Here is a 22,292-nt window from a genome sequence, read left to right on the forward strand (position 1 = left end):
GGCGGGGCTTCCAGGCGGCCAGGCCCCAGCGGATCAGTTCGGTGTGCAGCGTGCAGGTGGCCCGGTTCGAATGGCGTTGAGTGTGGTGCCGGGGCGCGGCCCGGCACCACACGTCGGTCGGGTGGGGTGGGATCTAGCGGGCGGTGAGGGTCCACAGGTGGTCCGCGGTGCCGTTGTCCTCCCATTGGAGGACCTGGGCGCCGGAGGCGGTGCTCATGTTCGTCACACCGAGCAGGAGGCCGCTGTTGTGGTTGATGATCTTGTAGTGGCCGTTCCCGTCGGAGGCGAACTGCCACAGGTGGTCGGCGGTGCCGTTGTCTCCCCAGATCAGGGCGGTCCCGCCGTCGCTCGTGCTCATGTTCGTGATACCGAGGGCCAGCCCACTGGCCTTGTTGATGATCTTGTAGAGGCCGGAGCCGGCATCGACGAGGGTCCAGGTCTGGGTGCCGCTGGACGAGGGAGTGGCCTGGTCGACCAGGGTCCCCTGGGCGGTGCCGGAGTTCTGGGTGTCCAGCGCCAGGCCGCTGTTCACGTTCTTGATCTGGTAGGTGCCGGCCAGTGAGGTCGACCCTCCGCCGCTGCCCGGCGTGACCACCAGGTGGTACCCGTAATTGGCGTTCATGTTCGCGATGGGGACGGTGATGGAGCCGTTGGTCACGGTGTAGTTCGACTCGGCCAGCGTGCTGGGTCCCGAGACCGCCACCGTGCGCCCGGGCGAGGGGGTGTACTCCACCTTCACGTGGACGGTGCTTCCGAAGTTGCCGAGTCCGTTGATGGTCACGGCGCTGTCCCCGGAGCCGTGACCGACGATGACGCTGAGCTGGTTGCCGGCGCTGCCCAGTGCCGCGGCGCCGTCGATCCCGGTCTGTGCGGGCGGGGTGGTGACGACCATCTGGCCGCTCATGTCGGCGTACCACTTGTAGAGCCAGTACGCGCCGTTGGGCGAACCGCCCTGACCGGTGAGCAGATCCCCGAGCGCGCCGGACTGGTTCCAGAACGCCAGCTCGGCGTCGTGGATCCCCAGCCGCTCGAACTTGGCGATGTAGCCGACGAGGGGACCGGGGATGCCGACCTCGGACGGTGCGGCGTACTCCTCAATGGCGATCGGGCGGGGGCTGATGCCGAGGCTCTTCTCGATCGCGGTGACGTTGGCGACGTCACCGGCGATCTTGGCGGAGTTCGACAGCTCGTGCCAGGCCAGGATGTCCGGCACGGTGTTGGTCGCGACCGCGTTCTTGAGGAAGTTCTGCATGTCGCTGATGTTGTCCGAGAAGCTCGGGCCCTGGATCGGGGTCGTCGCGTCCTTGGACCGCACCTCGCGGTAGGTCTTGGTCCAGAAGTCCTCGAAGGTGCCGTTGGAGGACGACCAGGTGCCGTCCGCCTCGTTCCACAGCGCGTACGCGGCCAGGTTCGTGATCCCGGACGCCTTGACCTGGGCGATCTGCTGGTCGACGAGGCTGAACCAGTTGCTCCAGCTGAACTGGTACGGCCAGCCGGCGTAGAGGTCCGAGAGCCGGTCCACGACCTTCGCGCCCGCACGCGCCGCCTCCGGCGCCACCGTCAGGATGTCACCCGTCGGCTGCTGCTTGCCGCCCTGCGGCTTCTGCACGAACGTGTTCGGCTTGATCGGCTCGACCAGGCTGTCCGCCGGCGTCGAGGCGTTCGCCAGACCGTACAGCGAACCCGTCGCCACATGCGTCACCGGACGCAGGACCTGGTTCGCGTTGACCACCAGGGTCGTGGCGGCGTGCGCGGGGGTGGCGGCGAGGACGGCACCGGCCGCGGTGAGGGTCAGCGAGGTGAGGAGGGCGGCGGCTCTTCCGCCTCTGGTTCTGGTTGTTTTCACTTCGGGCTCTCTTGTTGAGTGAGGGGACTCGTGGGTGGGAGCGGCGAAGGCCTGCGAAGGTGCGGGTTCAGGCGGTGCGTGAGTGGACCGCGGGTCCGGGGGGCCGCGCGCACGGCCTGCCGTGGGCCGGAGGGACATGGGACCTCAGTCCTTGACGGCGCCGGCGGTGACACCGGCCGCGACGTAGCGCTGGGCGAGGACGAGGAGCAGTGCCGCGGGAATCGAGGCGACCACCGCGGTGGCCATGATGGCGTTCCACTCCTGGTTGTTGTTTCCGATGTAGCGATAGATGCCGAGGGTGATCGGGCGCAGCCGGCCGCCGGTGTCGAGGGTGTTGGCGAAGACGAAGTCGGACCAGGCCCACAGGAAGCTGAAGAGGGAGACGGTGACGAGGGCGTTGCGGCTGACCGGCAGGACGACGGACCAGAAGGTGCGGAGGGTTCCGGCGCCGTCGATGCCGGCGGCGGCCAGGAGCTCGTCGGGGATGCCGGACATGAACGCCGTGAAGATCATCACCCCGAACGGCACGGCGATGGTGGAGTCGGCGACGATCAGGCCCCACCAGGTGTTCATCAGGCCGAGGTTGAGGAAGATGCCGTAGAAGCCCATGGCCATGACGATGCCGGGGATCATCTGGGCGATCAGGAGCACGATGCTCAGGGTTCCGCCGCCGCGGGGGCGCAGCTTGGCGAGCGCGTAGCCGGCCGGTGCCGCCGGCAGGAGGGTGAGGATCACGGTGCCCAGGCCGATGAGGAGGCTGGTGAGCAGGTAGGGCATCTGGTCGTTGAGGACGGCCTTGTACCCCTCGAAGGTGGGGTGGAGCGGGATGAGGTCCGGGGGGTCCTTGCGCATGTCCTGCTGGGGCGTCAGCGAGACGTTGAGCATCCAATAGACGGGGAAGAGCATGATCGCCGTCAGGACGACGCCGATGACGGTGGTGCGGACGCTGCGGCGGTGCCGGGTGGGGACGGTCATGATTCCTGGCTCCTCTGGACGCGGATGTAGAGCAGCCCGAAGACCAGGGCGATCAGGATGAGGATGTTGCCGACGGCGGCGCCGGGCCCGAACTGGGGCAGGAGGGAGCCGAATCCGAGCCGGTACGACCAGGTGGCGAGGGTGGAGGAGGAGTCCCCCGGACCGCCCTTGGTCATGATCCAGATGAGGTCGAAGACCTTGAGCGTGTAGACGAAGCCGAGGAGCAGCACGACCGCGGAGACGGGCCGCAGCAGCGGGAAGGTGATCCGGCGGAACACCTGCCAGGATCCGGCGCCGTCCAGCGCGGCCGCCTCGTACAGGTCGGCGGGGATGTTCTGCAGCCCGCTGTAGAGGATGACCAGGTTGAACGGGATGCCGATCCAGATGTTCGCGATGACGACCGAGGTCAGTGCCCAGTGGGGCGAGGTGAGCCAGTCGACCGGAGAGACGCCGATGAAGTGGAGGGCGTAGTTCAGCACGCCGGATTCGCTGTTCATCATCCACGCCCAGGTCGAGGAGGAGACGATGAGCGGCAGCAGCCAGGGGATGAGGAAGAGCGCCCGCAGCAGCCCGGACAGGCGGAAGTTCCGGTTGAAGAAGACGGCCAGGGCCAGCCCCGCGCAGTACTGGACGGCGATGGAGACCAGCGTGAAGACGAAGGTGTTCCGTATCGCGGGCCAGAACGTGGGGTCGTGCAGGACCTGACCGAAGTTGTCCCATCCGGAGAACGGGGCCCCGCCGGCCACGAAGGAGCGCACCGTGTAGTGGTGCAGGCTCAGATCCAGGTTGCGGTAGAGGGGATAGAGGTAGAACCCGGCCAGATAGACCACCAGCGGCAGCGTGAAGGCCCAGGCGGTCCACTGGTGCTTGCCACGCCGGCGCCGCCGGCCCTTGCCGGCGTCGGCCGGAGTGCTCACGGTCGCCCTGGACGCGGCCGGGGACCGCTGCGGGCGGTCGGCTCGGACGAGGGTCATGCGGGGCTCCTAGCTGCGGGGAACGGCGTCCAGGACGCTGTGCTGAGGATGCGGAGACGTGGTCCGCGCGGCGTCACACCGGCCACATCTCGGAGTCGCTGGATTCTTCGCTGCCAGGACCGGCCCCGTTCGGGAGCGTCGGGGGCCGGCGCGGCGTCCGGCAGCCGTACGGGTCAGCCCTTGCGGCCGGCGGCGGCCTGGGCGGCGTCGAGGGCGGCCTGCGGGCTCTTGCCACCGGACAGCGCGGACTGCACGGCGGTCCACATCTGCTGGGAGATGACCGGGTATTTCGTGCCCAGCCCGTTGCTGGTGCGGCCGCGGGCTGCGGCGACCGCCGAGACCCACGGCTTGAGGGCCGCGTTCTGCTGGACCTGTTGCTGCTGCACCGCGCTCGTGGGCGCGACGTAGGACAGGGTGGTGTCGGTGGCGAGCAGGTTGGTGGGGCTGATCAGGCAGTTGACGATCTTCTTCGTCACGTCGTACCGGCCGGTGGCCTTCTGCACCGGCACGGTGACGAACTCACCGCCGGTCGGCGCGGGGGCGGAGCCGCCGTTCCGGGCCGGAATGTTGATGACGCCGTACGGGAAGCCGGCCTTGGCGGCGTTGGCGAGCTGCCAGGTGCCGTTCTCGCCGAAGGCGTACCTGCCGGTGGCGAACTCCTGCCAGCTGGTGGTCTGGGTGTTCTGCAGCACGTCGTTGGGGGCCAGGCCCTGGGAGACCCAGTCCTTCCACAGGGACAGCGCGGCGACACCGTTCGGGTCGTTCAGCCTGGTCAGGTCACCGCCCGCCCCCCAGAACCAGGGCAGGAACTGGAAGCTGCCCTCCTCGGTGCCGATCGCGGAGAAGGTGATGCCCTTCTTCCCAGCGGTCTTGACCTTCTGCAGCGCCGCGGTGAGGGTGGCCCAGTCCTTGATGCCGGCCGGGTCGACGCCGGCGGTCTTGAGGATGTCCTTGTTGTAGTACAGGGCCAGGGTGTTGGCGCCGATCGGGACGCCGTAGGCGGAGCCGTCCATGACACCCGCGCCGAGGATGTTCTGCTGGATGGAGGAGGTGTTCAGGCCCAGGTCGCCGGTCTTGTTGAGGATCCCCGCCTGGACCAGGGTCGAGACGACGGGGTTGTCGACCAGCATGATGTCGGGGGCGTTGCCCTGCTGGGCGGCGAGCAGCGCCTTGTTGCCCAGGTCGGTGGTGTCCATGGCGGTGCGCTTGACGGTGACGCCGGCCTGGGTGCCGCAGCCGGCGACCCGCTTGCCCCACTCGGAGGAGGCGTCGAACTGCGGGTAGGGGTCCCAGAAGGTGTAGGTGCCCTTGGCGGAGCCGCCGGAGTCGTCACTGCCGCCGGCGGAGGAGCACGCCACGGCGGACGTGAGCGTGCCGGTGGCGAGCACGGCGGCGATGAGGGTGCGGCGCAGGTGTCTCATGGTGACCTCGTAGTCGGTGGTCGTGTTCGAGCGAAGGGACGTTGCGGGCTAGGTGACGGGCAGCCAGACGCGCATGCTGCCGGTGGCGCGGTTGGCCCAGGCGTGGTAGGGCACGGCGGTCAGCTCGAGCGCGCTGCCCGTCGCCGGGGAGTCGGGGATGGCCTCCGGCCGGTACGGCCACCAGCCCACGTCGGGGATGCTTCGCCGGTAGCCGGCGCCGACCACGGTGACGACGCCGCCCAGCAGGTCGGGACGGTCCTTGGCCACGAGCGGGACGCCCGTGTCGAGCACCACGTCGTCCAGGCCGCCGCCGGGGTGGTCGACCTGCTCCAGGCAGTACACGAGAGGGCCGCGCTCGATCGCGACGCAGCCGCGGACCGCGTCCACCCGCGGATCGGCCCGCACCAGCCGCAGGGCCTGCTCCAGGGTGAAGACGATCGTGTCCCCGACGGCCCACTCCCGCGCGACGCGCAGCCAGCCGTCGTCGCCGACGACGTCGGCCACCGTGGTGCCGTCGGCATGCACCAGGGTGTACTCGGTGCACCATTGCGGCAGGCGCAGGGAGAGGGTCCAGGGAGTGCCGGGGCTCTCCTCGACGGTGACCGCGATGCGGCCGGTCCGCGGGTACTCGGTGTCGACGCTCACGACGACCGGAGAACCGTCCGCTTCGCCCTGGAAACGCCCCGTGGCATATTGGTGGAGCTGGATGCCGCTGCCGTCGGTGGAGGCGAGATAGTGCTCCAGGCTGGCGAGCAGGCGCATCACGTTGGGCGGGCAGCAGGCGCAGCGGAACCACCGGGTGCGCCGCGAGGAGTGGTCCCCGCCGCCCCCGACGTAACCGTCGCGTACGGCGAGCGGGTTGACGTAGAGCCAGCTCTCGCCGTCCAGGGACATGCCGGCCAGGAAGCCGTTGAACAGCGTGCGCTCGACGAGGTCGCTGTACCGGGCCTCGCCGGTGAGCAGCGCCATCCGCCAGCTGAACTGGATCGAGGCGATGGCGGCGCAGGTCTCGCAGTAGGCGCGCTCGTTGGGCAGCTCGTAGGGGTCGCCGAAGTCCTCCTCGTCGTGATGGGCGCCGACGCCGCCGGTCAGGTGGGTCTTGGTGGCGGCCATCGCGTGCCAGAGCCGGGCCCCTGCTTCGGCGAGGGCCGGTTCCCCGGTCTCGGCGGCCAGGTCGGCGACGGCGGCCAGGAGGTAGAGCTGGCGCACCGCGTGACCTTCGACGTTCTGGGCCTCGCGGACGGGTACCCGGTCCTGGCAGTACGCCTCGTGGCCGTGGACACCGTGGCCGTGACGGTCCACGAAATAACCGGCGAGGTCCAGGTAGCGGGTCTCGCCCGTCTCCCGGTAGAGCTCGACCAAGGCCGTCTCCACCTCGGGATGGGCGTCGAAGCCGTCGATCGGCCGGCCGCTGCCCTCGGGGCCGAAGACGGCGTCGATGTGGTCGGCGAACTTCACCGCCACGGCCAGCAGCTCGGTACGTCCGGTGGAGCGGTGATGGGCGACGGCGGCCTGGATCAGGTGGCCCGCGCAGTACAGCTCATGCCCCCACCGGAGGTCGCTCCAGCGGCCCTCGCCCTTGCCCGACTGGAACCAGGTGTTGAGGTAGCCGTCCTCCGCCTGGGCGGCCGCCACCAGAGCGATGATCCGGTCGACCTCGGCGGTGAGGACCGTGGTGTCCCGGCCCGCCGCGGCGTCCTGGCCCAGCTGCCAGGAGGCGGCCTCCAGCCACTTGTAGACGTCGGTGTCCTGGAAGGGATAGTCACCTTCGAACGCGCCGGAACGGGTGCCCGCGACCAGGCGCAGGTTGTGGAGGTTGCCCGCGGACTCCAGCAGCTCGATCCCCTGCGGGATGCACGCCTCCGCGTTGACCGTACGGCGGTCGTGCCAGAACCCCGCCGTCACCGTCGGCGCGGCCGCGGGACGCAGGACGGTCCGCGACCGCGGACCGAGCCGGATGGGGCCGGCCGCGGAGGGGGTGGAAGACGTGCGGGACATGGAACTCCCCGGATCTGTGCCTCACGGCGATGACGACGACGCGGCTCTCCCGCAGGTGAGCAAATGCGCAAACGTTTTTCTTGCCGGAAACATAAGGTTACCCATGGGATGCGTCAAGGGTGTTTGCACGATGCTTTCTTGTTTGCGCACGACTGGCCAATGAGCGGAAACGATGGCACTATGACCTCACGGAATAGCGGAAGCAAAGGATTGCGCGTGGCGGAGTCGGGTCGAGCGACCACGAGAACCAGGGCCACACTCACCGATGTCGCCGCGCTGGCGGACGTGAGTGTGGGCACGGCGTCGAGGGCGCTCAGCGGCTCGGGCCGCATGCGCCCTGAGACCCGGCAGCGGGTCCTCGACGCGGCACAGACCCTCGGCTTCCGCCCCAACCAGCAGGCGCAGAGCCTGCATACCGGGCGCAGCTGGACCGTCGGGCTGATGACCACCGACGGCATCGGCCGGTTCAGCACCCCGGTGCTCCTCGGCGCCGAGGACGCGCTCGGAGCGGGAAAGATCTCAGTCCTGCTCTGCGACACGCGCGGCGACCTGATCCGCGAACAGCACCACCTGCGCAACCTGATGGACCGCCGGGTCGACGGCATCATCGTCACCGGCCGCCGTACCGACCCCCGGCCACCGCTCACCGGCGTCCACGATGACGTCCCCGTGGTCTACGCGCTCTCTCCGTCGACCGACCCCGCCGACATCTCCGTCGTCTCCGACGACCACCAGGGCTGCGGGCTGGCCATCGACCACCTGATCTCCACCGGCCGCACCCGGATCGCGCACGTCACCGGCCCCGCCCACCACGCGGCGGCATCCGACCGGGCCCGCTTCACCCAAGAGTTCCTGGCCGAAGCCGGCCTCGAACTCGTCCTGGGCAAACCGCACTTCGGCGACTGGAGCGAGGCGTGGGGCCGGCGCTCCGCCCAGGCGGTCCTGCGCGCCGCGCCGGACACCGACGCCTTCTTTTGCGGCAACGACCAGATCGCCCGCGGCGTCACCGACACCCTGCGCGAGAGCGGCATCGCGGTCCCCGACGACATCGCGGTCGTCGGCTACGACAACTGGGACACCATGGCGCTCGCCGCACGTCCCCCGCTGACCACCATCGACGTCGACCTGAGCGAGATCGGCCGCATCGCGGCCCTCCGGCTGCTCGACGCCATCGACGACAAGCCCTTCCCGGGCGTGCACTCGGTCCCCTGCCGATTGGTCGTACGCGACTCCGCCTGATGGTCAGGACAGGCCCGGTTGGGTGTGCGGCACCGTGTAATCGAGCACGATGTCCTCCCAGCGCAGGCCGGCCGTGCAGGTCTCATCGTCGGTACGGGTCAGGGTCAGCGCGATGCGTTTCGGCGGCTTGCCCGGAGGGTAGAGCGCATCGATGGGGACGCCGTGCTTGGGCGCGACGTTCAGGCGGCCGCTCGAAGGTGAGGCGACCGCGAAGGAGGCGGGGCAGCCGTCCTTGACGACGAAAGAGCCTCCAAGGCCGGTCAGACGGCCCCGGACGTCGGGAAAGTCGATCCGGAACACGGTGTTCAACGTCGCTCCCGGTCGGACCGTCCAGTCCTGGTGACGCCTGTCCGGAACGCAGGCGGCCACCCCGCCCCCGCCCCCGCCGGTGTCGATGCAGCCGCCGCTGAGGGTGACCGCCTTGGGCTTTGCGCCCGACTCGTACACGAGCGTGGGACTCCCGGCGTTCTCGAACCAGAGCGTCGGTCCGATGATCAGTAGCAGGCCGAGTCCTACACGGATCAATCCGAGGGGGAGGGCCAGGTCATCATCCTGGCCCTCGGCCGCGGAGACCTCCGCTTCGGTGTCGTCGTCCGCGGGACGGGCCGCGAGCCGGTCCTGGAGCCGTGCGTGGCGGAACTGGTAGACCGCGCCCGCTTGCCGGAGGACCCCGCGCTCGTGGGCGTCCTCGAGGAAGCCGGGGAGGTCGAACGGTAGGTGCCCGGTCACGGCCAGCAGCCGCCGGGATACGGCGAACGTCCCCCACGGAGTACGGAGCGCGCACGCGAGAGCGATGGAGAGGGTGAGGGCCAGCGACAAGGTCAGCTTGTACCCCGGGCTGATGTCTCCCGAGGGGAGCAGGAACACGGCCGTCGGCAGGCCCGCGGCGAGCCCGCCGAGCGCGACCGCCCAGGCGGTCGACCGGCGGCGCCGCCGCAGTGCGCCGCGCGGATCGGGCGCGGCGGACGCCGCTTCGGTCCGCGACGGGTCCGGGATCGGCAGCAGGCAGACGCCCGCCACGATCGCCAGCGTCGAGAACACCTCCGTGAGGAGGTCGCCCGTCCAGAGGAAGGAGTAGATCGCGGCCGGGACGGCGTAGACCAGAGGAAGGAACCACCGCCAGACCGGAGAACTGACGTTCCACCACGACAGGTCGCGAGTGCGCCGGCTGTTCATGATCGTCGCCAGGTTGCCGAGGTGGCGGCGCGCCTTGGCGGGGCCGCGGCCCTTGTAGACGGTGGGGATCAGTTCGTCGAGGAGATGGTCTTCGACCTCTTTGCGGGCGTCGAAGGCGAGCAGCGCCTCCGGGTCGCGATCCCGGTAGACGGTGCGGGCGAGTCCGCACATCAAGGGCGTCTTGAATGCCGAGGCGAGGGGGCCGCGGGGAGCGGCGCGCATGGCGGCGGCGACGGCCTTCCAGCGGTCGGCGCCCGGCAGGCCCTGTGCTGCGAGGAAGGCGATGGCCTCCTCTACCTCGATCTCTCTGATCTCCACGACTGCGGCCCGGGACAGCGCTCTGCCGGACCGCTCGATCGTCTGCTGGTACTCATCCGCACGGCAGGTCAGCCACAGTGGGCCGCCTACGGCGAAGGCGTCGATCTTCTCCAGGGCCTCCTCACGGGCCTCGGACGCGATCTCGTCCAGGCCGTCGAGCACCGGCATGATCCGACGGCCCTGGACCAGGGTCTCAATCGCGAGATCGTCAAGCTGGGGATGGTCGGTGGCGATCCTCTCGGCCATCCATTCGTCCAGATCATCCTGCGGGTTCCAGGAGGAGAGCGACACCAGTACGGGCACGGGCTCGCCCTCCCGCAAGTCCGCCAGCAGGCCGAGCACCAGGAAGATCGAAAGCGCGGTCTTGCCCGCCCCCGGGGCACCGATGACCACCAGATGCCGGTTCAGCGGCAGTTCCCGGAACCGCTGGGCGACCTGGGTCAGGTCTCCTTCGAGCCGCAGCCGGATCACGTGCCGGTTCCCGGTGATCGCTTGGGGGGACGACTGGACGGGCCTGCCGGTCGAGGACCACGCCACCGGCAGCGGCGCGGGATCGGCCAGCCCCCGCAGCGCCTTCTCCTTGAGCCACTGACCGCGGACCCGGTCGGCGAGCATGGTCCGGGCCTCGCCGATCTCTCGTACTCTGCCCTTGCCCCGGCGGTCATGGACGCGGTCGACGAACCCCACGACCCCCGAGAAGAGCGCCATGAACATGCCAATGATCGAGGAGAGCGAATCCGCGTCCGACAGTCCGACGATCGGAAAGACGACCACAAGGACGAGCCCGAACAGAATCCCGAAGATCGCGACAGCCCTGGCCACGATCGTCAATGTACGGCCAACCCGGCCGGGACACGGATGAATCGTCCGACTCCGGTCCACGAGCCGGCTGCTCGGCTCCGTGCCGTCCGCTCTGGTCTCAGCCCGGGTTCAGCTCGGTGACCCGGCCGTCGCCGACGTGCAGACGGCGCGTGGTGTGCACGGCGTCGATCATCCGACGGTCGTGCGTCACCAGCAGCAGGGTGCCGGGATAGGAGTCGAGCGCGGACTCCAGCTGTTCGATCGCCGGCAGGTCGAGATGGTTGGTCGGCTCATCCAGAACGAGCAGGTTCACGCCCCGTGCCTGCAGCAACGCCAGGGCCGCCCGGGTGCGTTCCCCCGGGGACAACGTCGCCGCCGGGCGGGTCACGTGCGCGGCGCGCAGGCCGAACTTCGCCAGCAGCGTGCGGATCTCCGCCGGCGGCAACGCGGGGACCTCCGCGCCGAAGGCGTCCAGCAGGGCTCCCTCGCCGAGGAACAGCGCTCGCGCCTGGTCGACCTCGCCGATGACCACGCCCGGGCCGAGCGCGGCGTGGCCCTCGGTGAGGGCGGCCCGGCCCAGCAGCGCCGCGAGGAGCGTCGACTTGCCCGCCCCGTTGGGTCCGATGATCGCGACCCGTTCCGCCCAGCCGATCTGCAGATCGACGGGGCCCAGGGTGAAGTCCCCGCGCCGCACCACCGCGGCGCGCAGGGTCGCCACCACGGCACCGGCGCGTGGCGCGGCGGCGATCTCCATTCGCAGCTCCCACTCCTTGCGGGGCTCCTCGACCGCGTCGAGGCGTTCGAGCGCACGCTCGGTCTGGCGGACCTTGGCGGCCTGCTTCTCACTCGCGTCGGCGCGGAAGTTCCGGCCGACCTTGTCGTTGTCTCCTCCGTTGGCGCCCCGGGCCTTCTTCCTGGCGTTCCTGACACCCTTCGCGGCCCAGTCGCGTTGCGTCCGGCCCCGCTGCTCCAGCGCGGCGACCTTGCTCGCGTACTCCTCGTAGTCGGCGCGGGCGTGCCTGCGGGCGACCTCACGCTCGGCCAGGTACGCGGCGTAACCACCGCCGTAGACGTTCACCTGCTGCTGGGCCAGGTCCAGCTCCACCACCCGGGTGACCGTACGGTCCAGGAACTCGCGGTCGTGGCTGACCAGCACGGTGCCGGCCCGCAGGCTCGTGACGAACCGCTCCAGCCGCTCCAGCCCGTCCAGATCCAGATCGTTGGTGGGCTCGTCGAGCAGGAAGATGTCATAGCGGCTGAGCAGCAGCGACGCCATTCCCGCGCGGGCCGCCTGCCCGCCGGACAGCGAGGTCATCGCCTGATCGAGGCCGGCCGCCAGTCCGAGCTCGGCGGCCACCTCCCCGGCCCGGTCTTCGAGATCGGCGCCGCCGAGGGCCAGCCACCGTTCCAAGGCGGAGGCGTAGTCGTCCTCGGCCCCCTCGCGCCCGCCGACGAGGCCCTCGGTCGCGGCGTCCAGCTCCCGCTGAGCCCGCGCCACCCCGGTACGCCGGGCGAGGAAGTCGATCACCGTCTCGCCGTCGCGCCGCTCCGGCTCCTGCGGCAGGTAGCCGACGGCCGCCGACGTCGGGCTGAGCATCACGGAACCGGCCTCGGGGGTGAGCAGCCCGCCAAGGGTCCGCAGCAGGGTGGACTTCCCCGCGCCGTTGACCCCGACCAGCCCGACGACCTCTCCCGTGGAGACGACCAGGTCGAGCCCGGAGAACAGGACACGGTCACCGTGCCCGGCGGCGAGATCCTTCGCGACAAGGGTTGCTGTCATAGAACGCCAACGCTATCCGCCGCGACTCGTCGTTCCTTCGCCCCCAGTCGGGTGTATATCGTCCGAAGAGTCTGCCGAGGAGGCCAGGGTGACCGTGTCAGCGGAACTCGCCGAGATCCACCAGTGGTGGGTGCAACGATCCGGCCTCGCGGGGCCGGCGACGGCCTTCCGGATCGCCGGCAGCGTCTATGACCAGGTCGGCCCCGCCGGTATCGACAACCCGTACTGGGAGCTCGTCCGGCAACTGCCATCGGTGCGCGAAGCCGGGCAGGGCATCTGTCCCGACGGTTTCGCCCGCGGGCTTCCCGTCGGGCATCACCTGCTGACCAAGCGCTACGCATGGGCGATCCCCTCACCCGGCGACATCGCCTGGCTCGCCCAGGTCCTGGGCGGCCGGGGCCTGATCGAGATCGGTGCGGGCTCGGGCTACTGGGCGTGGCAGGCGGAGCAGGCCGGCATCGACGCCATCGCCTACGAGCCCGTCAGTTCCTCCGCCAACGCCTACACCGACGGCACCGAGTACTCCGCCGTCCGGAGAGGTGGCCCCACCGCCGCCCGGCACCACCCCGACCGGGCCCTGCTGCTGTGCTGGCCGTCTCACGGCGACCCGTGGGCGGGCGAGGCACTCCACGCCTACGCCGGCGACCTGCTGATCTACATCGGGCAGGGTCCGGGCGGCCGCTGCGCCGATGACGAATTCTTCCGGCTCCTCGCCAGGGAGTGGACGCCGATCGGTTCGAGCGTCCACCACGTCACCTGGCGGCACACCTACAGCACGATGACGGCCTATCGCCGCAGAGCCACGGCCCGCAGCGCCGGCCCTCTCACAGCTTGAAGAGCTTGGCGTACGGCGCCGGGATCCGTTCCGTCTGCGAACCGAAGTCCACGCTCACGGCGACGCCGTCCTCGACGGCGGTGACCACACCGAGTCCGTACCGGTCATGGCTCACCTTGTCCCGCACGGCGAACTCCTCGACCGGCGTGACGGGCGGGGCCTTGAAGGGACTGGTGGGCAGGTGACGCCGGGTGGCGGCGCGGGCGCGTCTCATCACGCAACAGTAGGCCATCCTGACCGCACCGTGCTCGGCACGGGGCCGTGCCGGCCTGTGACCGGAGGAGTATGCTCGATCGTGACCGATGAGCTTCCGCGTCGCCAGTCGGGCCGACGCCTCATCGACGACTCACTAGCGCGGCCTTCAGTCACAGGCCAAGGCAGGTCGGCGATCACTACGCCTCGTACCCCCGCATGTCGTTCCATGACGACGGTGCGGCGGCGCCGCGCTCCATCGACCGAGCCGGCCGCCGAGCGGGCTCGTCCCTTCGCCGTGATCTAGGCATTCCCAGCGCGGTCGGCGCGTTACCTGCTGAGGAACCCGTTCTCCAGCGGAGACGGAACGCGCCTCGACATCCATGCTCACCGCGGCCGCACTCGGCCGCGTCATCTCGAACCGGAGACTCACCGATGCATCACAGCACCGTCCGCGCCAGGCTCTTCAGCCGGCGCCTACCCGGCCGTACCGTCATAGCGATCCGCGGAGAACTCGACATCGCGACCACCCCGGCGCTCCGCACCCGGATCCTCACCATCCTCGCGGACACCACCACGCCGGTCATCATCGACCTGTCCGCCGTATCCTTCTGCGACGCCTCCGGCCTGGCCCTGCTCGTCGGCACCCAGCGCCGTGCGCGGTTGCACGGGCTCGCCGTGACCCTCGCCGCGCCCCGTCCGAACGTGACCAAGTTGCTGCGCATCACCGGCCTCGACCACGCCTTCGACGTCCGTCCGACTCTCGCCGACGCCCGGTTCGGCCACGCGCGTACAGGTCAGTGCGTCGCGGCGTGACCCTGGCTCACGCCTGACCGTTCCAGGGGCGAGAAGCCGCCACTCGCGGGCAGCGAGCCGCGGACAGGGGTATGGGGACGGGCGAGGCCTCTTCGTTCGCGCCGATGGCGCATGGCGGAGGCCGTCTCAGGTATGAAGATCATCGCTGCCGATCGGTCGGCAGCGTTCACGTCATTCTCTTCGGGGGGATCGAGTGCCGTTCACATCCGGGCCCAAAACGACGTCCGAGCTGCTCACCGAGCTCGAACCGGTCGTCGCCGCCGAGCTCGACCGTCATCTGGCCACGGCGAAGGAATGGTTCCCGCATCAGTACGTGCCGTGGAGCCGGGGCCGTGACTTCGACGGTCCGCTGGACGGCGAACCATGGTCGCCCGAGGACTCCACGGTCTCGCCCGCGGCGCGGGAGGCGCTGATCGTCAACCTCCTCACCGAGGACAATCTGCCGGGCTACCACCGCGAGATCTCCACGATCTTCGGCCGGGACGGCGCGTGGGGCACCTGGGTGGACCGCTGGACGGCCGAGGAGAACCGCCACGGCATCGTCATCCGTGACTACCTCACCGTCACCCGGGCCGTGGATCCGGTCGCGCTCGAACGGGCCCGCATGACGCACATGCAGAGCGGTTACCAGGCCGACCACGGCGACAAGATGCTCCACGGCCTCGCCTACGTCTCGTTTCAGGAACTGGCGACGCGCGTCTCTCACCGCAACACCGGCAGGGCCTCGGGCGACCCGGTATGCGAGCGGCTCCTGGCGCGAGTGGCCGCCGATGAGAACCTCCACATGCTCTTCTACCGCAACCTGCTCGCCGCGGCCTTCGAACTGTCCCCCGACGAGACGATGCGCGCCGTCACCGACGTCGTGACGAACTTCCAGATGCCCGGCCACACCATCGACGGCTTCCTCCGTAAATCCGTCGCCATCGCCAACGCGGGAATCTACGACCTGCGCGTCCACCTCGACGACGTCCTGTCCCCGGTCCTGCGGCAGTGGCGGGTCTTCGAGCTCGAAGGTCTGGGCGCCGACGGGGACAAGGCCCGCCAGGAACTGTCGGACTTCCTGGAACGGCTGGAGACGACGGCGACCCGATTCACCGAACGCCGTGCCGAACGCCGGGCGCGGCCGGCCGGCGCGCCGGCCGATGAGCGGTCGCGCTCGTCGGCGCGCTGACCAGGCGATGATCTCCTAGCCTGACATCCCGCTCTGAGGGGCTCGGCCCCTCGGCGGCGCCGCGCCCGCTGCGGCGGTCGGTGCGGCGACCAGTACGACGACCAGGGGCTCCTCCCACCATCGGACTCACCGGACGGCAGCAGGCCGCCGGTGAAGGGAGTGGGCCATGTGTGACGAGCCGACCACCACGGGACCGGACGGCGCCGGCGACCCCGGGTCGAACACGGCGAACGCCCGCGGCGCGGGCGAGGTGCGGAGGTCGCGGGATCGTTCCGGGCCGCGGCTGCTGATCGCCGCCGCCGCCTGGGAGGCGTTCCTGGCGCTGGTGCGCAAGGGCATCAATGAGCTCTTGAAGTGAGAATGCGGCGTTTCCGCGTCCGCGAGGGCGCGGGAACGTCCTCTCAGTCGTTCTCCGCGAGCCGCTTGAGGAGGGTGATGGAGTCCTCCGGGGACAGGGCGCGCTCGCGGGCCTGGGTGAAGGCCGCGCGGTACCGGCCGATCTCCTCGGCCGTCTCGATGAACTCGTTCCGGTTGAGCAGCTCGACGGCGACGATCGAGGGGTCCTCGCCGGAGAACTCGAAGATCTGGAAGGGGAAGCCCATCGCCTGGTGCGGTCCCGCGTCGAACGCGAGGATGCGGACCGTCACGTGTTCCTGGACCGCCGCTCTCAGCAGGCGGTTGTACTGCTCGACCATGAGCGCCCGACTGCCGATGATCCGTCGCAGGCAGGACTCGTCGAGCACGAGGTCCACGCGCGGCGGCTCCGGCCGTACCAGGATCTCCTGCCGCTCCATGCGCAGGTCCAGCCGGCGGCGCATCTGGTCGAGCGGGACGTCGTTCCACGAGTCCATCAGGGCGTGGGCGTAGTCGCGGGTCTGCAGCAGGCCGGCCACGAGATTCGTCTCGTAGATCGAGATGGCGACGGCCTCGTCCTCCAGGCTGAGGAGGGTCTCCATACCCTCTTCCACCACGTCGGAATAGTGGACCCACCAGCCCTTGCTGCGCGCCTGGCGCACCATCTGCAAGAGCACTTCCCGGCGCTCGTCGGTGACCTGGTAGAGGTCGAGGAGGTCTCTGGCGTCCTGAATCCGCACGGCGACCTGGGCGTTCTCGATGCGGCTCACCTTCGCCGGGGAGCATTCGAGGTATTCGGCGACCTCGTCCAGCGTACGGCGGGAGGCGGCTCGCAGCCGTTGCAGCTCAGCGGCCAGCCTGCGGCGTCGCATCACGGGGCTCCTGCCACCTGCGGTCATCGGACCATCCATCCGTCGTCATTACCGGACCGGCCGAAGATCAATTATGACTACCGCCGAGTACGTCTGATGCGGTGAGCATATCCGTGCACCTTCCTTCCTGCAATTTGCAGTTTGCATCGCCTCTGGTCGGACGAGGGATCGGGACAGCACCAGCCCCTGGCGGGGATAAGCGCCCGTCCCCAGTCCCCGCCCCAGGCCGGCCCACCCCCGAACCCGGGGATTGACCGGCGACAGCGGCGAGAGCAACGCTTTCCCCCTGTCATCACCGGCCGATCGCCCGCGCCCATCGATTCCGCTACCGCTTCCCATCCGTCGCCCGGGGGTGACGCTCCGGAGCCTCTCCCGGCGAAACGACCGGAGGCTCCCGATCCGTTCCTACATGTTGCAACTTTCGCAAAGAGAAGTGCATACTTCGACATGCTGAGCGTAAGATGCTCGACCGTCCCGCCGGAAGAGGGCCGGAGGGCCGATGGACGGGGGTCCACGTGGTGAACTCGTACGCCCGGAGGCGGGAGATGGGCGCGGTCCTGCGCGAACACCGTCTCGCCGCAGAGGTCGAGATCCGCTCGGCCGCCGAGCACCTCGACTGCTCGCCCGCCCGGGTGACGCGGATCGAGGACGGGCTGGCGGCCCTGCGCGTGGCGGAGGCCCGCGACCTGCTCGACCTCTATCGGGTGCCCGCCGCGGAGCGGGACGGTCTCCTCCAGGCGGCACAGGAGACGGCAGGACGGAACTGGTGGTATCCGTACGCCGATCTCGTCGATGACGCCTTCGAGACCCTTCTGATCCTGGAGGACGAGGCGCACTGCGTCCGCACCCACCAGCCGAACCTCGTGCCGGGCCTGCTGCAGACCTACCGGTACGGCTGGGAGCTGATGAGCACCCTGAGCGACCTGCCGCTCGGAGAGGTGGAGCGACGCATGCGGTTGCGGGCCGCCCGGCAACGGGTGTTGCTGCGTGACCATCCGCCCAGGCTGGCCGTCGTGCTGGACGAGGCGGCTCTGCGCCGGCCGGTCGGCGGGCCGGACGTGATGCGGCTGCAGTACGAGCGCCTCATCGAGGTGGCCACCATGCCGACGACCACTTTGCAGGTGCTGCCGCTGAACGCCGGGCCGCATCGGGCGATGGGATTCGCCTTCCACATCTTCGAGCTCGACGGGGACGGCGCTCGGATCATGCAGCTGGAGTTCCTCGACCACGAGCGTTTCACCGAGGACGCCGACGAGGTCGCCCGCTACGCGGAGGCGTACGAGGCGGCGTCGCGGCGAGCGCTGGACCGGGAGCGCTCCCTGGACTTCCTGCGCGCGCTGGCCGGAAGAGGCTGACGTGGGCCGGCCGACGGGGCGTTCTCAGGATCGGCCGCGTCGTCGTGCGCGGGGAGGCCGCGGCGGGGCGGCCGGAGACGGGCGAGGGTGCGATCCGCGGATCATTCGATACGGGCGAGGGCACCGTATCGGACCGTCCGGGCACCCTCGCCCCGTCTTCGAGGGGTCAGGCGCCCTTGGTGCCGTCCGCCGCACCGGCCACGAGGGCGCGGGACGTGCGCGGAGCACGCGCCGGCCCCGCGGCGCCGGACCCGGCCCCACGCGCCGGCGCGGCGCCGGTGAAGGCGGCGACCTCGACGCACTGGTTGTTCGCGGCACCGGAGTAGGTGCTCTTACGGAACGCCATCCGGGGGTTCTCGTTCATCGGGTTCTCCTCCCGCTCCGTCGGCGGTGTCGGATCACCGCCGCCGGATCACACGGTCCGATCCCCCACTGGGCGTCCCGCTGGGTCGCCGCCTGGTCGGCCGACCGGCCGCCCACCTGGTCGCGGCCCTCCTCGGCGCCAGGCGACAACGACGACGAATCGGAGCACACGGCATGACCGACCGGCTTTCAGTCCCGTCCGAAGCGGCGCCGTTCCGGCTCCTCGGGCCCATCGCGGCGTACGCGCCGGGCACCGGCGACCCGATCGATCTCGGCCCCGACCACGAGCAGTGCCTCCTGGTCGTCCTGCTGGCGGCCGGTGGCAAGTCGGTGCCCCGGGATCGCCTGATCAAGGCCGTGTGGGACGACACGCCGCCGGAGGACCCCACCGACGCCATCTGGCGTCTCGTCTCCCGGTTGCGCCGCCGCCTGCAGGACGCCGGTCTCACCGACGTCCTCAAGCGCACCGGCGCGACGTACCGGCTGGAGGTGCCGCCCGAGCAGGTGGACCTGCACCGCTTCCGCGCGATGTCCGCGCAGGCGCGCCGGCTGCTCGGTCATGACGACCACCGCGCCGGGGAGCTGCTGGAGGAGGCGCTCGGACTGCACCGGGGCGTCCCGCTGGCCGGCCTGAAGGGCACCTGGATCGACGCCTACCGGCACACCATCACCGAGGAGTACCACATGGCGGAGATCGCCCTGTACGAGCTGGCCATCCGGCTCGGCAAGTCGCGGGACGTCGTGCCCGCACTCACCAACCTCCTGCACGAGCGGCCGGACGACGAGTCGGTCGCCTGGCTGACCATGCACGCCCTCTACCGCTCGGGCCGGCAGGGTGACGCGCTCGCCGTCTACCGGGAGATCACCGAGCACCTGGACCGGACACTCGCCGTACCGAGCCTCGCGGCACTGGCCGACCTGCACCAGCGCATGCTGGCGAGCGATCCCGGCCTGATGACCGCCGATGCGGTCGCGATCCCCTTCGGCCGGTCCGGAGCGCCCAGGGCCCTGCCCGCCGGCGACGGCCCGGCCGCCGGCGGGACCGACGCCGGCGGAGCCGGCCCGGAGGGGACCGGCGCGGAGGGGACCGGCGCGGAGGGGACCGGCGCGGAGGGGACCGGCGCGGAGGGGACCGGCGCGGAGGGGACCGGCGCGGAGGGGACCGGCGCGGAGGGGACCGGCGGGGCCGGCGCCGACGACGCCCGGGAGCCGAAGGACACCGCCCGTACGGAGCAGGAGGAGCCGCGGCGCGGCACCTCGGTCACGGCCCAGGAGGTCGGGAACGTCGCCGTCTTCGAAGCGCCGGTCACGGTCCGTGAGGGCTTCAACTTCACCGCCTCCTGACGCCGCGCCCTCCGCGGCCCGTCTCCTCTCCCGAACCGCGAGCACGAACGGAACCCTCATGACCAGACCCTCCGACGGCGATCCCGCGGATCCGCCCGGACGCCCCGTACCTCCGCGCGGCGCCGGCGGCCGCCCCGCCGGCCGGGACCACCCGGCGGGCGGGAAAGGCGCCGGCGGCCCCGCGATTCCTCCCGGGCGCCGCCCGGCGTCCGACCCGCCCCGCGCCGACACTCCCCACGCCGACGAGGACCCGCCCGCGGACGCCGCTGCGCCGGCCGCTCCGGAGGAGGAGCCCGAGCCGTCCGTCGACGACCAGCTGCGGGCGCTCGGAGAGCACGGCGCCGACGACACCGACCTGCAGGACGCGATCCAGGCCAAGCTGATCGCCGAGCGGGTGGCGTCGCGCCTGCAACGCGACCCGTCGGGCATGCGGATCGGCAACCTCGCGCTGTTCAACGGCAGCGTGACCGTCGGCAGCGGCTTCCACTTCAGCGCGCCGGACGGGTCGCCCGCCGCCGGGGCCCGCGGGGTACGCCGCGTCGACGCCGCACGTCTCGCCGCGCAGGTCGAGAGGTATCTGCGTCCGCCGCGCTTCGATGACGCCCTGGACCGTCTGTGGCAGCACCGTCTGCTCGTCCTCGCGGCGCGGCAGGGGACGGGCCGGCAGACCGCGGCGCTGAACCTCCTCGCCGAGGTCCTGGCGATGAGCGGTGACGGAGGAGCAGAAGACGGATCCTGCTTCCACGTGACCGACATCGAGGCGGTCGCCGACACGGACTGGAAGCCGCCGACGGAGGGCTGCGGTTACGTCGTCCTGCTCGACGGCGTCATGAGCGCCTCCACGATGTGGACCGCCGAGGCGATCGACGAACACTGGCTCGCGGCCAAGGCCGACCGGCTGCGGGAGGCCCGCAGCTTCATGGTCGTGGTGACGGGTCCACCCCGTGGCGCGCTGGTCGAGGCGTCCGCGCGCAGCCTCCACGTCGTCACGTCGCTCGGCGACGTCGACCTGCTCGCCGTCGTCGAACGCCACGCGCTCGGCCCGGCTCCGGACGCCGGTGCGAAGGCGGCGCTGCGCCGGCGGCTGGCCGAGTCGAACGCCCTCACCCTGCTGACCGAGGAGCGTCCGGAGCCGCAGGTCGCCATCCAGGTGGCGACGGCCGTCCGCGACGACGAGGACCTGGCGCGGACGGTCACGGCGCTGCGCGATCCGACGGGTCAGGTGCACGCCTGGTTCGGTCAGCACCGCGACGTGGAGAGCATCTGCATGGCGATCGCCGCGGCGGTCCTGGAGGACGGCCACTATCTCGCGTTCTCCGACGCGGCGGTGCGGTTGTACGAGGCGCTGACCCCGACGACCGGAGCCCCGCCCGACCTGCGGTTCTGGGAACAGCTCAGCGCGGGCCACCCCTGGATCGAAGTGGTGACGGGCGACGGCCCCGCACCGCCGCGGGTACGGTTCCGCAACCCGCTCGTGCAGCAGGCGGTCCTCGCCTACGTGTGGACGAACCTCGACGGCCGGCGGCCCGCGCTGCTGGACTGGCTGCGCGATCTCGTCACCGACCGGAACATCGGCGTACGCGCCCGCGCGGCCGTCGCGGCGGGAGTGATCGCCTGGTGCGACCACGGCCATGCCGTCCGCCGGTACCTGCGCTCCTGGGCGCTCGACCGTTCCTGGGCGTTGCGTCAGGGAGCGGCCACCGCGCTGGCGGTCATGGGGGCCGACCCCGGCCTGACCGCGGCGACGTGGCGTCTTCTGGAGTCGTGGGCGCACGAGGACGAGACGGAGGCCGGGCGGCGTCTGGCCGCGACCGCGGTCACCGCGGTCGGCGGCCATCTGGGCGGCGCACAGCCGGAGCGGGCGCTGCGGCTGATCCGCCAGGCCCTCGACGGGGAGGGCTTCGACACGCTCCTCCCGGCGGCCCTCAGCCTCGCCCGGCTGGTCGAACTCGGCCGTACGACCGAGGTCCTGAACGCGCTGCTGGAGTGGTCGGAGCCGCAGGACTCCTCTCCGCTGGTGGCCAAGGCCCTGGGCATCTTCGCCACCGTGACCTGCGAGCCGCCGACGACGGTGGCGGATGAGGACGCCGGTCTGGTGCGGTGGAGGTCGCCCGGCGACGGACCACCGCCGCTCCTGCTCGCGCAGGCCCGCGACCACCTGCCACAGCTCGCCGAACTGTGGGCGCGCGCGCTGGCCCGCAAGCCCGCCCAGACCTACGCCCTCGAGAAACTGCGGGACTGCCTGGAGGCGTACGCCGACCACGATCCCGCGATCCGGCGGAATCTGACGGCCGTGCTGGCCGAGGTCGCCACCCGCCCCGGGCGGCATCGGGAGCGGCTGGCCTGGCACCTCGGCGAATGGGCCCGCGACGACGACCGTCCTTCGTCGTCCGCCGCCCACCTCCGCGACGCCCTCGCGCGGACGCGCTGAGCACCCCCACGAAACCTCGACGAGAGGCAGA

18 protein-coding genes are annotated in these 22,292 nt (G+C 70.8%); 8 read left to right on the forward strand and 10 right to left on the reverse strand.

The window, feature by feature from the left end; translation table 11 throughout:
• Window positions 1-133 precede the first annotated feature (133 nt).
• From NDW01_RS43720 to NDW01_RS07815, 5 genes are all read right to left on the reverse strand, one after another.
• A complete protein-coding gene (locus NDW01_RS43720) occupies window positions 134-1,846 on the reverse strand; it encodes an RICIN domain-containing protein (protein ID WP_308211662.1) in 1,713 nt (570 codons plus the stop codon).
• 144 nt (window positions 1,847-1,990) lie between these two features.
• The gene (locus NDW01_RS07800) at window positions 1,991-2,821 is read right to left on the reverse strand and encodes a carbohydrate ABC transporter permease (protein WP_252818189.1); all 831 of its coding nucleotides are present in this window, start codon (window positions 2,819-2,821) and stop codon (window positions 1,991-1,993) included.
• Window positions 2,818-3,795: a carbohydrate ABC transporter permease gene (locus NDW01_RS07805; RefSeq protein ID WP_252818191.1), complete on the reverse strand. Its 978-nt coding sequence runs from the start codon at window positions 3,793-3,795 to the stop codon at window positions 2,818-2,820. Before NDW01_RS07805 ends, NDW01_RS07800 begins: the two co-directional genes overlap by 4 nt.
• 173 nt (window positions 3,796-3,968) lie before the next feature.
• Entirely contained in the window at window positions 3,969-5,216 is a 1,248-nt protein-coding gene (locus NDW01_RS07810; RefSeq protein ID WP_252818194.1) for a sugar ABC transporter substrate-binding protein, read from the reverse strand.
• Between the two features lie 48 nt (window positions 5,217-5,264).
• A complete protein-coding gene (locus NDW01_RS07815; protein WP_252818196.1) occupies window positions 5,265-7,214 on the reverse strand; it encodes a glycoside hydrolase family 127 protein in 1,950 nt (649 codons plus the stop codon).
• 216 nt (window positions 7,215-7,430) lie between these two features.
• On the opposite strand from NDW01_RS07815, the gene NDW01_RS07820 reads away from it, so the two are divergent.
• Complete coding sequence (locus NDW01_RS07820; RefSeq protein WP_252818198.1) at window positions 7,431-8,453, forward strand: LacI family DNA-binding transcriptional regulator; 1,023 nt, start codon at window positions 7,431-7,433, stop codon at window positions 8,451-8,453.
• 3 nt (window positions 8,454-8,456) lie between these two features.
• Here NDW01_RS07820 and NDW01_RS07825 read toward each other — a convergent pair whose 3' ends face one another.
• The gene (locus tag NDW01_RS07825) at window positions 8,457-10,769 is read right to left on the reverse strand and encodes an NACHT domain-containing protein (protein ID WP_252818199.1); all 2,313 of its coding nucleotides are present in this window, start codon (window positions 10,767-10,769) and stop codon (window positions 8,457-8,459) included.
• A 97-nt stretch (window positions 10,770-10,866) separates the two neighbouring features.
• Complete coding sequence (locus NDW01_RS07830) at window positions 10,867-12,528, reverse strand: ABC-F family ATP-binding cassette domain-containing protein (protein WP_252818200.1); 1,662 nt, start codon at window positions 12,526-12,528, stop codon at window positions 10,867-10,869.
• 88 nt (window positions 12,529-12,616) lie between these two features.
• On the opposite strand from NDW01_RS07830, the gene NDW01_RS07835 reads away from it, so the two are divergent.
• Window positions 12,617-13,363 (forward strand): hypothetical protein, encoded by a 747-nt coding sequence (locus tag NDW01_RS07835; RefSeq protein WP_252818201.1) that lies wholly within the window; start codon window positions 12,617-12,619, stop codon window positions 13,361-13,363.
• Here NDW01_RS07835 and NDW01_RS07840 read toward each other — a convergent pair.
• Entirely contained in the window at window positions 13,353-13,577 is a 225-nt protein-coding gene (locus NDW01_RS07840) for a hypothetical protein (RefSeq protein WP_252818203.1), read from the reverse strand. The genes NDW01_RS07835 and NDW01_RS07840 overlap by 11 nt on opposite strands.
• 413 nt (window positions 13,578-13,990) lie before the next feature.
• Here NDW01_RS07840 and NDW01_RS07845 point away from each other — a divergent pair, with 413 nt between their 5' ends.
• The 3 genes from NDW01_RS07845 to NDW01_RS07855 all read left to right on the forward strand — a co-directional run bounded on the left by NDW01_RS07845 (window position 13,991) and on the right by NDW01_RS07855 (window position 15,900).
• Window positions 13,991-14,371 carry an STAS domain-containing protein gene (locus tag NDW01_RS07845; protein ID WP_252818206.1) on the forward strand — a complete coding sequence of 127 codons (381 nt, stop codon included), beginning with the start codon at window positions 13,991-13,993 and terminating at the stop codon, window positions 14,369-14,371.
• A 193-nt stretch (window positions 14,372-14,564) separates the two neighbouring features.
• A complete protein-coding gene (locus tag NDW01_RS07850) occupies window positions 14,565-15,542 on the forward strand; it encodes an acyl-ACP desaturase (RefSeq protein WP_252818214.1) in 978 nt (325 codons plus the stop codon).
• A gap of 166 nt (window positions 15,543-15,708) precedes the next feature.
• Window positions 15,709-15,900 (forward strand): DUF397 domain-containing protein, encoded by a 192-nt coding sequence (locus NDW01_RS07855; protein WP_252818217.1) that lies wholly within the window; start codon window positions 15,709-15,711, stop codon window positions 15,898-15,900.
• Between the two features lie 43 nt (window positions 15,901-15,943).
• Here NDW01_RS07855 and NDW01_RS07860 read toward each other — a convergent pair whose 3' ends face one another.
• The gene (locus NDW01_RS07860; RefSeq protein ID WP_252818220.1) at window positions 15,944-16,768 is read right to left on the reverse strand and encodes a helix-turn-helix domain-containing protein; all 825 of its coding nucleotides are present in this window, start codon (window positions 16,766-16,768) and stop codon (window positions 15,944-15,946) included.
• A gap of 461 nt (window positions 16,769-17,229) precedes the next feature.
• Here NDW01_RS07860 and NDW01_RS07865 point away from each other — a divergent pair, with 461 nt between their 5' ends.
• The gene (locus tag NDW01_RS07865) at window positions 17,230-18,123 is read left to right on the forward strand and encodes a helix-turn-helix domain-containing protein (RefSeq protein ID WP_252818222.1); all 894 of its coding nucleotides are present in this window, start codon (window positions 17,230-17,232) and stop codon (window positions 18,121-18,123) included.
• A gap of 166 nt (window positions 18,124-18,289) precedes the next feature.
• Here the strand turns inward: NDW01_RS07865 and NDW01_RS07870 are convergent, their stop codons facing one another.
• Window positions 18,290-18,487, reverse strand: coding sequence for a DUF397 domain-containing protein (locus tag NDW01_RS07870; RefSeq protein WP_252818225.1), 198 nt, complete (start codon window positions 18,485-18,487; stop codon window positions 18,290-18,292).
• 173 nt (window positions 18,488-18,660) lie between these two features.
• Between NDW01_RS07870 and NDW01_RS07875 the strand changes: the two genes are divergently transcribed.
• Both NDW01_RS07875 and NDW01_RS07880 read left to right on the forward strand, forming a co-directional pair.
• Window positions 18,661-19,830: an AfsR/SARP family transcriptional regulator gene (locus NDW01_RS07875; protein WP_252818226.1), complete on the forward strand. Its 1,170-nt coding sequence runs from the start codon at window positions 18,661-18,663 to the stop codon at window positions 19,828-19,830.
• A 58-nt stretch (window positions 19,831-19,888) separates the two neighbouring features.
• Window positions 19,889-22,261 (forward strand): hypothetical protein, encoded by a 2,373-nt coding sequence (locus NDW01_RS07880; RefSeq protein ID WP_252818229.1) that lies wholly within the window; start codon window positions 19,889-19,891, stop codon window positions 22,259-22,261.
• Window positions 22,262-22,292: the final 31 nt, after the last annotated feature.

Source organism: Actinoallomurus soli (assembly GCF_024055715.1).
In the GTDB taxonomy this organism is placed as follows: Bacteria; Actinomycetota; Actinomycetes; order Streptosporangiales; family Streptosporangiaceae; genus Actinoallomurus; species Actinoallomurus soli.